Below are 12,786 nucleotides of genomic sequence, written 5' to 3' on the forward strand. Positions count from 1 at the left end.
GTGCATCTTCGTAAGAAGTGGCAGTAACGATTTCGATAGTACGGCTTTCTAATTCAGCGATTAATGATTTAGTTGCACGATCGGCAAAGCTGTTTGGAGTAATGTTTTGGTGCTCAATAACGAGAGCACGCATTTTATTAGTACTATTATTGTTGTTCATAATAACGCCTGAATAGAATGATTGATGGCAGGTGTGTTTTACCACGACATAATTAATATGAAGTAATTAAACGCCTTGCCTAATACTTTTAGAAGGGAATAAATAATACTGCTTATTAATGTTTATATTAATTTTCAGTGTATTTATTATTTATTCCCATTTCATTTCTAGCTGGTTATTAATAAATTTCTTTAGTATCGAATTTATTAAATCTTAATTAGTTTGCTTTAACTTCTGGTTTAGTATCACGTGCTGCGATGAAACCGTAGAAGATGTAACCGAATAGCGTCAAGATGGTACCGCCGAATACTGCTGTCGCACCACAAGCGTATACACCGTAGATGCTGTAGATAACAGCTAATGTACCCACAACAGCGCCTAGGCGGTATTGTTTTGGTGTAACCATGTTTTTGCGAAGTAGCACTTCCAAACCTGTCATAGATAGGATGTAAGGTACCATGTTAATAAATACGGCTAGGTTCAATAGCGCGTTGAACTGACTGATCAAGTTTGGAGAGATAGTCATCACTGCTAGAGTTAACTCAGCAACTAGCATGATAAGCATACCGGCAATTGGTGCACCTGCTTTGTTAGTCTTAGCAAAGATTTTAGGGAATAGACCTTCATCTGCCGCTGCTTTAGATACTTGAGCGTTAGTGAACTGCCAACCTAATAGTGAACCGATACATGCGATAACCGCTGCTAGTGTAACAATGTTACCTACTGTTGGGTTAAACATGTGGCTGAATACTAAGCCAAATGGTGCAGTAGATGCTGCTAGTTCTGCGTTAGGAATAATACCCTGGATAACACCAGTAGACGCAATGTAGATAACAGCAGCGAAACCTGTACCAAATAGTACTGCTAGTGGTACGTTACGCTCTGGATTTTCAACTGCATCAGAGTTAGCACCAGCAGATTCAATACCTAGGAACGCCCATAGAGTCAGTGCGATACCTGAAGATACAGAGTGCATTGTTGTGTCATGGTGTGGGTTCCATGCGCTCATGAATGTTTGTGGATCGAACCACCACCAACCGATAACAGATAGACCAAGTACAGGTAGAATAATACCCCAAACAGTGAATGCTGAGATTTGACCTGTGATCTTAGGACCACCAAAGTTAGCAACCATAGTAATGATAAGAATCGCACATACACCGAAGAAAGTGTGTACTGGCGTATCTAACCAAGGCATGAATGGCTTAATGTAACCAACAGCTGATACGGCAATTGCTACACAACTAATTACTAGACATACATAGTATGTGTAAGAAGAGATAAAGAAAGATGATTTGCCGTGTGCTTCTTCTGCGTAAGCTGACATACCGCCTGAACGTTTACAAAAAGCACCACATTTAGCAAACGTGTAAGCAATACACATTGCACCTAATGCTGTAACCACCCAAGATAACATTGAAATAGCACCAACTTGAGCCAAGCTCGCTGGTAGCATAATAATACCGGAACCCATCATGTTAACTGCAACAAGTACAGTTAAACCGACAAGGCCCATTTTTTTAGTGCCAGTATCTGATGACATATATTCACCTATGATTAGAAGGTAATAACTACTAAATAAGAAAGTAGTTATCGTTATATTTAATAAGACCCAATCCATGGCGAATTCATTAATAACATTAAGGTTATTATTTTATTTTTTAGTAGGGGGAACTAACTAAAAAATAACTCAGATATAAACCTTGGATATTAAGACTTATATATGAGAGTGAATTCGTTGTCCTTTCGATGAAGCGTATAATGCGACTGTTTTGCTTAAAAAAAAACGTTAATTTCGGAATGAAACGTTCCATTTTTAGTGTCAATAATGACAAACAGTATCGTTATTCGTTCAGTAACTATCGTGAATAACGTCAACTCATGAGTTGATGCTGTCAGGATGGAGGTAAAAATAGCAATGAATAACAATGGGTTGTAAGTCTCGCGGGGTGAGATTTATCATATGAAATAGACTTGAAAAGTGAATAGTTAAAATATATTTATTCACTTTTCGTGCGATTTAATGCCATTTGTATGGTGTTTATTTTTTTCTTATTCAGGGTTAATTTTTATTTAATGACAGTAAAAAGTACTTTTTTAGTGAGAAATCGACGTCACTTTGAGAGGTTTAGTAAAAACTTAAATGATACGTTCAGGATTCATTAATAATAAATGGAATATTAATAATATTTTTAATCGTTTTTTGTAATAAAAGACCGTCATTATTTTCAATAATACGCATTGATTTATTATGCCTTTAAATAATTTAGGTGTTGGCGGTGGATTAATGAAGCGTAAATTCGGTTTTACTCTTTTAGAGTTAGTCATCGTTATTGTTAGCTTAGAGAGTTTAGTTGTTGTTGCGATACCCCAACCTCGTAACCATCAATATCAAAGCGATGATTAGCGGGAAAGAAACAGCTTTATTGAGTACCGTTGATGCAATATCGATAGCAAATGATTACCCCACTGCAACGAAGAGGGGTATTGTTCAAGCGCTAGCCTCACCGAATACTTGATATCATTATCGAATGGATATGAAAACACTCACGTTAAGTGATCATTGTTGGAGTGGTTGGGCTGGCAGTATGCTGACAATAATAGATTTTAGATACGCATTATTATGTCATGTACGTTAATTTCGCAGAGGGAGCGGAAGGGGCTGGTCATACTCCTCCCTTTCATTTAGAACGCTATTTTAAGATCTGCTATCAAGCAACCGACAATACAGCTCATAACAATGAGCCTAATTTGTTAAATGCCCGATGATTACAGTCATTGATGATAAATGCTGAAGCAATATCTATTACGATCAAAGAAAAAGGCGCTAAATTAGCGCCTTTTGGGGTGTTTTTTAAGAAGAAATACTTAAGCTGGCGTGACGCGAGAAGTGCCATCGTCAGAGATGTTAATTTGAACGCGCTCACCGGCGTGGAACATGACGTTAGGGTTAACCTGCTGCACGATAGAAACGGTACGACCACTATCTAGCTTTATTGTTAGGTTTACACCATTACGCTTAGTGACTTCGTTACCTGCTTCGTTACCAAGGTAACCGCCTAATAGCGCACCACCAATTGCCGCAATTTGCGAGCCGGTACCACCGCCTACGCCTGAGCCTAAAATCCCACCAATAGCACCGCCAGCAAGTGTACCAATACCATTACCGTTACCATTTAGTGTTACCGCTTGGGTACGAGTTACGGTGCCGTAATATACTTCTTGCATCTGGCGTGCATCATTAACATTGTAAGCATTACCATAAGGATTGGTTGCACAGCCTGCGAGACCTAACGTCGATAAAATTACGGTTAAGACAAGTATCTTTGTTTTCATGTTGTTTCTTCAATAAAAATACAGTGTTTAAATATTGGGTGTAATTTGAGCTTATTCGATAAGAAAAGAAAGCACGAAAACTCATTTTACTAAAACAGTAAATATAAGGTATTGAATCTGTTAATACGTTCTCTTATGTCCACTTTTATCAGCATGAAAAGTGTTAATAAATGCCGAGAAGTATTGGTGTAATTGTGCTGCTTCTGTTGTGAATTGAAGTTGAGTCAGTAGCGCTATCCCCACTTCACAGGTACATAAATTACCGTCTTGCTGATTACGTCGTAAGGCGTAGTTTGATGTCTGTTGTGGCGTTAAAGCTAAACGCGGTAAGTCACTAAGCCAAGGGCTTTTACGTACCATTTTTTTTGCTTCTTGCCAGGTCGCATCAAGAATAATAAACAGGGGGATGGGTTGGTCAGTATCGGCTTGAGATAGTTCAATAGGGGGATGTTGCTCATCGCTTGGGAAAACCAGATAGGCTTGGTAGCGAGGATCACGCAGTTGCGCGAGCAAGTGTGCTGGCGGCTCGGTACGTTGCCATACCTCAACGCGGCAATGAGACAAACTGTTTACCAGCAACTTACCTGTGTTGGTATCTTTATTAAGCTCTCGAGGGTGAGTTAATAACACAAAGTGTGCGGGGCACTGAAGGTGTGGCTCAAGGTTGCAAATACAATTGTGCTGAAAGCCACAGCGAGGGCATGACATGGTTATTTCTCCTAACCTCAAATACCCTTGCAGTGTGGCATAAATCGATGTCTTAAGTCACGACAGTGATAATGGCGTTTAGTCTTGTTTTGTCAGTACTAACCCATTATTGCCGATATGATATTTCTGACCGTTGACGGTTTCTTCTGTTGCGCTGAGCTGCTTCTTACTCGGATCAAAGGTATAAATACGTTCGCTATTGAGCCCATGATGTGAGGTCATCTTTACTTGCAGCTGAGTGTCGCTGATCGCTTGCCAATTCCCGTTTTCTTTTAGACTTGGATCGCCATTGGTGTATTGATATGTGGTTGTTGCAGAGTGATCGCTTTTAAGGCTCAGTAGAGTCGTTAATCCCATTTCTGGCTGACTTTTATACTCACCCACCCAATTACTATTACTGTCATCGCCACCAAAGCTACTTGGTAACCAACTTGCACAGCCAGTTAGCGTAGATGCGGTAAAGATAAGGGCGAGGGGTAACCGTGAAACTGTCATTTTATTCTCTCTATGGTAGGCTCAAATTCATGAGGAAGTTGGCAGTAATGGTAGAACAATATGGCCTATTGGTTATTTAAAACCGAACCAGATACATTTTCTATAGACACCCTAAAATCACAAAAAGTTTCACCTTGGGAAGGCGTCCGTAATTATCAGGCGCGTAATATGTTACGTGACGAGGTGAAATTAGGCGATCAAGTCTTCATTTATCATTCATCGTGTAAAGATGTCGGTGTAGTTGGGATCGCAACGGTGGTGAAAGCCTCGTATCCCGATCACTTCCAGTTTGATCCCGAGTGCCCGTATTTTGATCCGAAATCAGATCCAGAGAATCCACGCTGGTTTATGGTTGATATTGAATACCAACGTCACTTACGGTTAGTTAGCTTAAAGCGTATGAAAGCTAATCCAGCCTTGGCTGAGATGCCATTAGTAAAAAAAGGCAGTCGCTTAAGTGTGATGCCAGTTACTGACGCGCAATGGCAGGAAATTTTAACCATGACAGGGCAGTTCTAAACTGTTTTTCAAGGGGAAAAGAAAAAGGCTGTGTTTAACAGCCTTTCTATAGGGGGGTTATGCGTGATTAAGGAGATACTTTTCTAAGTAGTGCGCTACCGCTTCATCAGCACTTGAACCGATAACCTCATTATCTGGCAGTGCTTGTTTCACTTTGTCATGAGAGGTGCCCATGATTAAGCCTTTACCTGCCATTGATAGCATTTCAACATCATTCATCCCATCACCAAAAGCAATACAATCGTCTAATGTCAGCTCGAGCGCTTTGGCGACAGCGGCTAAGGCATCGCCTTTAGAGACACCCGCATCCATTACTTCTAAGCACCAAGGTGTGGAAAATGCGATATTCGCTTTATCTTTAAACTCTTGATTAAAGGCTTGCTCCCACTTCACCATTTTCTCATGGTCAAGATCATCACGGGTGAAGAAAACTTTTAATACGTTATCTGTCGGCGGGTTCTCAACATCAAATAACTGATAGTTAAAGCTATCGTGGAAATCACGCAGTGCTTCATTTTCATGATTGAGTAGCCAATGGTCGCCTTGGTACAAGTGAATGTGTAAATCAGGATCGTGCTTTGCGAGTGCAATAACGCCACGGATCACTTCAGGGCTTAAACTTTGTTGGAACACAAGATTACCGTCGGCATCATGCACACTGGCGCCATTTGATGTGATCATGTAAGCCGGAATACCCAGTTTTTCACGCATTTCAGCGACATCTATATGGTGGCGACCTGTTGCAAATACAAAATGCTTATTGTGTTGATAAAGACGTTGTAAGACATCTTGAGTAAACGGGGCGATCTTATGCTCAGGAGTAAGCAAGGTGCCATCTAGATCTGAAGCAACAATTTTAAACATGTGAACTCTCGATAGTAAAACGGGCGGTAATGGTATGTAGCATGCCAATGAGAGATTAATTCTAGAACAAGTCAAAGAGGAAAAAAGAGGCTAAAGTTGGATAATTAGACTTCCGCTTTTCGTTCGCTTGATAAAAACGAAAGTCTGTTAGTGAAGATTAAGCAAAATGCGCCAAGAGTGCGGTAATCGCTTGGTTACGGAGCGGATCACTTTCAAATAAGATCTCATGGCGAGAACCTTCAATGATCTGAAAATCACAGTGTCCAGAGCCTTGGTTTAGCTGTTGATGAAATTGCTGCTGACAGGCGTTATCAACAATTTTATCTTCACTGCCTTGAAGTAAAAGAACAGGGATAGTGATGGTATTGGCTTGTTGAATCGCTCGACGTGCTGCTTTAATACTTTCCCATACCCAGTGATTACTTGCGCCACCAATGCGTAATTCAGGGCGGACATCATAAAGCTCGCGAAACCATTGGTAACGTGTTTGGCTGTGGGTAAGCAAGTTGCCATTGAACGGTTTTGCATAATAGGGCTTTTGACCAATAGCATAGTGAGGTTGACGACGAAATAATTCGGTGATGCCAATCAAGGCTTCGGCAAAGGGCTTTAAGTGAGGTTTAACATAGATGCCATGCATTGGCGCACTTAGTACGGCGCGATCAAAAAGAGTGGGATAACGAGCAAGTGCTAAACTGGCTATTGCCCCCCCCATCGAATGACCAAGGATGAAGTGCTGTTTATAACCTTGTGGTTTGACGATGTTTCGCATAAAAAGATGCAGGTCTTCAACGTAGTCATCAAAGTTTTCGACATACCCCAATTCATGATCGTCCACTAAGCGTTCTGACACGCCCTGACCACGATGGTCGAAGGAATAAACATGGTAGCCTTGTTTGACTAAATCATAGAACAGCTCTTGGTATTTCCAATAGGTTTCTACTCGTCCATTAACCACGATAATGACTTTATCACTGCACTTTGGGGTTAAACTGACCCATCCTAATTCACATTGTTTAACGCCCGTGAATTTTCCTTCGTGACGTTGTTGCCACATTTCACTTACCGCACTCGTCATTGTGTCTGTGAAATGTTCTTCTTGAGAAAAAGGGAGAAAAGTCGAAGGTTGACAAGTCATTAAAGCGCGTCCGAAATTTATCTGTTTAAAAATCATCACAGCAAATTATGGCGTGGCGATTACTGTGGATTAGTCAAAAATGGCATACTTAGTACAGTATACCTTATTTATCTAAGACAGAATAAGTGTATCCATATTGCTTTATTTGTTCTATTCAGGTTATAAACGCATTTTATAAATGTCATAAAAATTTCATTGAGATCACATGAGTATTGATGTTTGGTTAGCATATTTGCTCGCAGCAGTTATCTTTAGTTTTGCACCTGGCTCTGGGACCGTAAATTCAATCAGTAATGGGATGGTTTATGGCTGGCGTAAGTCATTAGCCTCTATTATCGGCTTGCAGTGTGGTATGGCTGCACACATCATTCTTGTTGGCGTAGGGCTAGGAACGATAGTCGCTGGCTCTGAGTTGGCTTTTACCATTATTAAATGGCTAGGCGCGGTGTATTTAGTGTGGCTCGGGATCCAAAAATGGCGCGAGAAGTCAGCATTAGCCTTAGATGAGCGTGATAGCTCCATATCGGCTACCACATTGTTTAAACGAGCAGTGTTTGTCAATTTAACCAATCCCAAAACGATTGTGTTCTTAGTTGCGTTATTTCCTCAGTTTATCAATCCAGTAGAACCTCAATTACCGCAGTTATTGGTACTTGGTATCACGACATTAGTCGTCGATGGTTGTGTAATGTTATTTTATGTACTGTTAGCGTCACGCTTTACCCGCTATATCCGTTCAACAACGGTGATGTCTCGTTTAAACCGTTTATTCGGATCTATGTTTATCGGATGTGGTGCTTTACTTGCTTTGGCTCGCGCGTAAATTTTGATGATAGATAAAGGAAAGGTTTGATGTATTCCTATGTTGCTCGTCAGCCAATTTTTAATCGTAAGCAACAAACGATTGGCTATGAATTATTATTTCGTGACGGAGAAAGTAATGCTTTTCCGAATATCGATGCGAGTGAAGCGACATGTCGCTTAGTTATGGAAAATTACATGGCGATTGGTGACAACCGCTCATACAAAGGTCAGCGAAATTTTATTAATTTTCCTGAGCATTGTTTGATTGAATTGATGCCATTATTACTGCCTAAAGATAAAGTTATTATTGAAATTCTTGAAAGTTGTCGTCCAAGTGATGAGCTTTTACAGGCAGTTAAACATCTCCACCAAAAAGGCTATCTCTTTGCGCTTGATGATTTTGATTGTCATCCTGAATGGCAGCGTTTCCTGCCGTATATATCCGTCATTAAGTTAGATTTACTGGCGCTAGGTCTCGATCAAGCCTGCCAATATGTCAAAGATAACCAGCACCTAAAAGCCAAGTTTTTAGCGGAAAAAGTCGAAACCTATGATGACTATTCGCAAGCATTAGCTGCGGGATTTCATTTATTTCAAGGTTATTTTTTCAGTAAACCTGAAATGCTAAAAAGCCGTAAAGTGGCACCATCAGAGCTTACAACGGTACAGCTACTGCATGAAATCTCCCATGATCCGGTCGATTTTTCGCGTATCGAAACCATTATTAGCAGTGATGTCTCTCTGTCCTATTTATTACTCCGTTACGTCAATACCGTGACCAAGCGCTTACGCTCACCGATCAGCTCATTTCGCCAAGCTTTAGTGTATTTAGGTGAAGATAACTTACGCTTATTTATTGGTGTGGTGGCGACCGCGCATGCTGCGCTTGATAAGCCGAAAGAGCTTTATGCTTTATCGTTATTACGCGCCAAAATGTGTGAGTTACTGGTGACAAAAGGCGGCATTGTGCTGCGCTCAGAACAAGCTTTTTTAGCCGGGATGTTCTCGTTATTGGATGCCTTGCTTGATAATTCATTAGAGAGCTTACTGGATATGATCCAGCTTCAACCTGAAATTAAATCCGCACTTTTACAACGTAATGGGCGATTGGGCTTAGTGTTGGATGTGGTTGATGCGTTTAGTACTGCAGATTGGACACGGGTACAGATTTGTTGTCAGGTGTTGGGGATAAAAGAAAAAGTGGTGCATGAAAGTTATTTAGCTGCGGTTGAGTGGGCAGATAAATGTACCGCAGTGAATTTAAAACGATGAAAAAATGGGGGCTATGTAGTCTCGCCCCCGAATGGGAATCATAATATTGCAGTTGGAGAGCCGAAGCGGGCCGCGCCGTTGATACAGCACATATAATATGGCCCAACTAAATTCATATCTGCTTGTTTATCTATTCTCTATTGGCGGTATGCATTTAACATCCATAGCAGTTTTTCTTGTTCACGGATGTAATCACCCATCAATGCTGCCGTACCTTCATCACCCGCATCACCTGCTTGCGCTAAAATTTGACGTTCTAAACGTAGCAAGACACTAAAACCATTTACTAAGCCTTCAACACAGTCTTTACCTTGTGTTGCATTGCGATGTTCTTTGATATCACTCACGGTGAGGTAACTGCTGAAGCTATGATCTGGCGTATGACCAAGGGTTAAAATCCGCTCTGCAAGTTCATCGATTTTTAGCTGAAGATCGGTGTAGATCTCTTCAAACTTCACATGAAGTTCAAAAAACTCTTGTCCTTTAATGTTCCAGTGATAGCCACGGGTATTCATGTATAACACTTGGTAATCAGCTAATAATTTATTGAGGTCTGTAGCCAGAGCTTGCGCTTTTTGGGTATTGAGACCGATTAAATTCATTTCGCTAGTCATGCTACTTTCCTCACTTATTCGATAAATTAGCTAAAAGGTGCTGACCTCTCAGAAGATGTATTCATTATAGGGTGAACCTCATGATAGATATAACTGTTAGGTTCTATTGTACCAATAGGTTTTAGCTATCTTTATTGGCTAGATAAGCGAAAGCCACCCGATGTGATTCGGTAAACATCGAGTGGCTTTCTAAAGAGAGTGATGACTATTTACGCTGCGATTAGATCACCGTGGCAGTTTTCACCATAGCAAGGGGTGATAGGAAAAACTTAACCTTTTTCTGCCTGTGTTGCGGTCACGCTTTGGCTCAGTACCTTAATGCACTCAGAAAGGGCCGGGTTTAAGGTTTTACTGGCGGGATAGCACAGCCCTAAACGGCGGAACATCCGTGGTCCTTCTAACGGTACTGCCACCAATTGATTGGCACTTTCCAGTACCCCTGTAGGGAGAAACGAAATGCCAAGCCCAGCTTGAACCAAGTGCATGACTTGAGTTTTATGCTCAGCTTTTGCAACGAGATTAACGGATAGGCCATCACAGGCGAGTAAGCTAATAGTCTGCTGATGGGCTTCGCAAGGCGGGCACTCAATAAAATCATGTTGGTGCAATTGCTCAGGCGAGACCGACGGCAAGTTTGCCAACGGGTGATCAGGCAACATGCAGAGGACGTAATCTTCATCCCATAGCGGCAAAAAGATCTCATCTTCTGCTTTGAACATATCAAGAGTTAAGCGCGCATCGGCAGGTTTTTCGTGATCAACCAGTTCGAGCGATAAATTGGCAATGTTGTGGTGTAAAGTTGCAAAGACTTTCGCCAGTTGGCTTTGGCTTAAATCAGGAAAATTTGCCAAGGTCAGTGGTAATCGCTCGGTGCGTTGCTGGAACAGTTGCGGTAGGGTATTTACATCATTAAGCAAACGGATCGCTAACGGATATAAGTAGTGAGCTTCATCGGTGACATCAACCCCTTTTTTATGACGTAAAAACAGTACAGTATTCAGCTCTTGCTCTAGTTGCTTAATACCGTTAGAGATCGACGGTTGAGAAACAAAGCAGCGCTCTGCGGCAAGGGTGATGTTTTTTTCTTCATAAACTGCAATGAAAAAGCGTAGTAGTCGTAAATCCATCGTAAGTTACCTGCATATGATGCTAAGTGAGCAGATTATCATAGGAATCGAATAAGCGGGAAAACAGGCACAAAAAAGCCGGACATGGTGCCCGGCTAAAGGAGGATTACAGGTTAACCTGCGATGTTGTAGTAAGTATTCGCACCTGGGCCGACTGGGATACCCAGTACGAACACCCAAACATAGAACATGATGCTCCAGCCAATCACGAATACAATCGAATAAGGCAGCATGGTTGCTATTAGCGTACCTAAACCAAGGTTCTTCTGGTAACGAGTGGCTACTGCTAGGATCATACCGAAGTAGCTCATCATAGGGGTGATGATGTTGGTAACAGAATCACCGATACGGTATGCCGCTTGAATGGTTTCAGGCGCATAACCTACCAGCATTAACATTGGAATAAAGATAGGTGCGGTTACCGCCCACTGCGCTGATGCCGAACCAATCATGAGGTTGATAAAACCACACATTAGGATGAAGGCGAAGAACAGCGCTGGGCCTGTTAGACCAATAGACTGTAGGAAATCTGCACCACCAACCGCGAACACTTGACCGAAGTTAGTCCACTTAAAGAACGCCACGAATTGAGCTGCGAAGAACACCAGTACAATGTACATACCCATTGATGACATTGACACAGACATCGCGTTGATCACATCACGGTCGTTCTTCATTGTGCCTACTACTTTACCGTAGACAAAACCCGGGATGGCGAAGAACACGAAGATAAATGCCACGATACCTTTAAGGAACGGAGAGCCTGCCACTAAACCTGTTTGTGGGTTACGTAAAATACCGTCAGCAGGCACAATTGTCAGTGCGAGTAGTGCTGCAACAGCTAGCGCTGCAAGACCCGCCGCTTTCAAACCTCTCTTCTCAAGCGCAGTCAGTTTGCCCATTTTATCTTGGCTTAAATCATCACTGGCTTCAGAGGCATCGTATTTGCCTAGTTTCGGCTCAACGATTTTCTCTGTAACGAACGCACCCATGATGGTGATAGCAAAGGTTGAAGCAAACATGAAGTACCAGTTCACTTCTGGGCCAACAGTGTAATTAGGATCGATCATTTGTGCTGCAGTCTGGGTAATACCCGATAGCAGGGGATCAACCGTACCTAGTAGTAAGTTCGCACTGTAGCCACCAGATACACCAGCAAAAGCGGCTGCAAGACCTGCTAATGGGTGACGACCTAGCGAGTGGAATAGCATTGCCGCAAGTGGAATAAGTACCACGTAGCCAAGCTCTGAGGCGGTGTTAGAGATAATACCGGCAAATACCACAACCAGAGTTACCATGCGACGAGATGCGCCCATCACTAAACCACGCATCGCCGAAGAAAGTAGGCCTGAGTGTTCAGCAATCGCGACACCTAACATGGCAACCAGTACGGTACCTAGTGGTGCAAAGCCAGTGAAGTTTTTCACAAGGTTTGCCACGATAAGTTGCAAGCCTTCAGCATTTAATAGGCTGACCACGTGGATCATGCCGTCTGCAGCACGACCTGGTGCGCCTTCTGGTCGAGGATCGGCAACAGAAACACCGAAATAGCCTGCGATGCCAGAGGCAACTAAAATCGCGACACAGAAGATAGCGAAGAGTGTGATTGGGTGAGGTAATAAGTTACCTAACCATTCGACGGTATCAAGAAAACGGGTAAAAAGTGTTTTCTTAGGATGTGGTTGTTGTTGTGAAGCTGATGAATGCATCACTACCTCCAATATAGTTTTAATCCCATCAATGGGTACT

General features: G+C 42.0%; 13 protein-coding genes. 4 read left to right on the forward strand and 9 right to left on the reverse strand.

Translation table 11 applies throughout. The annotated features are described in order from the left end of the window. Positions 1-377 precede the first annotated feature (377 nt). Positions 378-1,703 carry a putrescine-ornithine antiporter gene (potE, locus tag C9J45_RS09555; protein ID WP_107260558.1) on the reverse strand — a complete coding sequence of 442 codons (1,326 nt, stop codon included), beginning with the start codon at positions 1,701-1,703 and terminating at the stop codon, positions 378-380. 708 nt (positions 1,704-2,411) lie between these two features. Between potE and C9J45_RS21500 the strand changes: the two genes are divergently transcribed. Further along, complete coding sequence (locus C9J45_RS21500) at positions 2,412-2,567, forward strand: prepilin-type N-terminal cleavage/methylation domain-containing protein (RefSeq protein WP_146144321.1); 156 nt, start codon at positions 2,412-2,414, stop codon at positions 2,565-2,567. A gap of 461 nt (positions 2,568-3,028) precedes the next feature. On the opposite strand, the gene C9J45_RS09565 is transcribed toward C9J45_RS21500, so the two are convergent. The 3 genes from C9J45_RS09565 to C9J45_RS09575 form a co-directional block, all read right to left on the reverse strand. Further along, entirely contained in the window at positions 3,029-3,496 is a 468-nt protein-coding gene (locus C9J45_RS09565; protein ID WP_107208681.1) for a glycine zipper 2TM domain-containing protein, read from the reverse strand. A 120-nt stretch (positions 3,497-3,616) separates the two neighbouring features. Beyond that, a complete protein-coding gene (locus tag C9J45_RS09570; protein ID WP_107292461.1) occupies positions 3,617-4,204 on the reverse strand; it encodes a tRNA-uridine aminocarboxypropyltransferase in 588 nt (195 codons plus the stop codon). 78 nt (positions 4,205-4,282) lie between these two features. Beyond that, positions 4,283-4,699, reverse strand: a complete 417-nt coding sequence (locus C9J45_RS09575; RefSeq protein ID WP_107208679.1) for a hypothetical protein — start codon at positions 4,697-4,699, stop codon at positions 4,283-4,285. A gap of 60 nt (positions 4,700-4,759) precedes the next feature. Between C9J45_RS09575 and C9J45_RS09580 the strand changes: the two genes are divergently transcribed. Then, positions 4,760-5,218 (forward strand): EVE domain-containing protein, encoded by a 459-nt coding sequence (locus C9J45_RS09580; protein WP_107208678.1) that lies wholly within the window; start codon positions 4,760-4,762, stop codon positions 5,216-5,218. 57 nt (positions 5,219-5,275) lie between these two features. Here C9J45_RS09580 and C9J45_RS09585 read toward each other — a convergent pair whose 3' ends face one another. Beyond that, positions 5,276-6,082, reverse strand: coding sequence for a Cof-type HAD-IIB family hydrolase (locus C9J45_RS09585; RefSeq protein ID WP_107208677.1), 807 nt, complete (start codon positions 6,080-6,082; stop codon positions 5,276-5,278). 157 nt (positions 6,083-6,239) lie between these two features. After that, positions 6,240-7,160 carry an alpha/beta fold hydrolase gene (locus tag C9J45_RS09590; RefSeq protein WP_107288157.1) on the reverse strand — a complete coding sequence of 307 codons (921 nt, stop codon included), beginning with the start codon at positions 7,158-7,160 and terminating at the stop codon, positions 6,240-6,242. 265 nt (positions 7,161-7,425) lie between these two features. Between C9J45_RS09590 and rhtB the strand changes: the two genes are divergently transcribed. Both rhtB and C9J45_RS09600 read left to right on the forward strand, forming a co-directional pair. Beyond that, a complete protein-coding gene (gene rhtB, locus C9J45_RS09595) occupies positions 7,426-8,043 on the forward strand; it encodes a homoserine/homoserine lactone efflux protein (protein ID WP_107247029.1) in 618 nt (205 codons plus the stop codon). 29 nt (positions 8,044-8,072) lie between these two features. Further along, a complete protein-coding gene (locus C9J45_RS09600; protein WP_107208675.1) occupies positions 8,073-9,296 on the forward strand; it encodes an EAL and HDOD domain-containing protein in 1,224 nt (407 codons plus the stop codon). 137 nt (positions 9,297-9,433) lie between these two features. Here C9J45_RS09600 and C9J45_RS09605 read toward each other — a convergent pair whose 3' ends face one another. The 3 genes from C9J45_RS09605 to C9J45_RS09615 all read right to left on the reverse strand — a co-directional run bounded on the left by C9J45_RS09605 (position 9,434) and on the right by C9J45_RS09615 (position 12,746). Next, positions 9,434-9,910, reverse strand: a complete 477-nt coding sequence (locus C9J45_RS09605; protein ID WP_107208674.1) for a Dps family protein — start codon at positions 9,908-9,910, stop codon at positions 9,434-9,436. Positions 9,911-10,179: 269 nt separating this feature from the next. After that, positions 10,180-11,037, reverse strand: coding sequence for a LysR family transcriptional regulator (locus C9J45_RS09610; RefSeq protein ID WP_107208673.1), 858 nt, complete (start codon positions 11,035-11,037; stop codon positions 10,180-10,182). A 113-nt stretch (positions 11,038-11,150) separates the two neighbouring features. Further along, positions 11,151-12,746, reverse strand: coding sequence for an AbgT family transporter (locus C9J45_RS09615; protein WP_107208672.1), 1,596 nt, complete (start codon positions 12,744-12,746; stop codon positions 11,151-11,153). Positions 12,747-12,786: the final 40 nt, after the last annotated feature.

The sequence above is a fragment of the Photobacterium sp. GB-1 genome (genome assembly GCF_003026165.1).
GTDB lineage: Bacteria > Pseudomonadota > Gammaproteobacteria > Enterobacterales > Vibrionaceae > Photobacterium.

Bases quoted from the DNA above. Each gene is read 5' to 3' on its own strand.
- potE (WP_107260558.1), bottom strand. From the start codon at position 1,703: ATGTCATCAGATACTGGCACTAAAAAAATGGGCCTTGTCGGTTTAACT.
- C9J45_RS21500 (WP_146144321.1), top strand. From the start codon at position 2,412: ATGCCTTTAAATAATTTAGGTGTTGGCGGTGGATTAATGAAGCGTAAA.
- C9J45_RS09565 (WP_107208681.1), bottom strand. From the start codon at position 3,496: ATGAAAACAAAGATACTTGTCTTAACCGTAATTTTATCGACGTTAGGT.
- C9J45_RS09570 (WP_107292461.1), bottom strand. From the start codon at position 4,204: ATGTCATGCCCTCGCTGTGGCTTTCAGCACAATTGTATTTGCAACCTT.
- C9J45_RS09575 (WP_107208679.1), bottom strand. From the start codon at position 4,699: ATGACAGTTTCACGGTTACCCCTCGCCCTTATCTTTACCGCATCTACG.
- C9J45_RS09580 (WP_107208678.1), top strand. From the start codon at position 4,760: ATGGCCTATTGGTTATTTAAAACCGAACCAGATACATTTTCTATAGAC.
- C9J45_RS09585 (WP_107208677.1), bottom strand. From the start codon at position 6,082: ATGTTTAAAATTGTTGCTTCAGATCTAGATGGCACCTTGCTTACTCCT.
- C9J45_RS09590 (WP_107288157.1), bottom strand. From the start codon at position 7,160: ATGACGAGTGCGGTAAGTGAAATGTGGCAACAACGTCACGAAGGAAAA.
- rhtB (WP_107247029.1), top strand. From the start codon at position 7,426: ATGAGTATTGATGTTTGGTTAGCATATTTGCTCGCAGCAGTTATCTTT.
- C9J45_RS09600 (WP_107208675.1), top strand. From the start codon at position 8,073: ATGTATTCCTATGTTGCTCGTCAGCCAATTTTTAATCGTAAGCAACAA.
- C9J45_RS09605 (WP_107208674.1), bottom strand. From the start codon at position 9,910: ATGACTAGCGAAATGAATTTAATCGGTCTCAATACCCAAAAAGCGCAA.
- C9J45_RS09610 (WP_107208673.1), bottom strand. From the start codon at position 11,037: ATGGATTTACGACTACTACGCTTTTTCATTGCAGTTTATGAAGAAAAA.
- C9J45_RS09615 (WP_107208672.1), bottom strand. From the start codon at position 12,746: ATGCATTCATCAGCTTCACAACAACAACCACATCCTAAGAAAACACTT.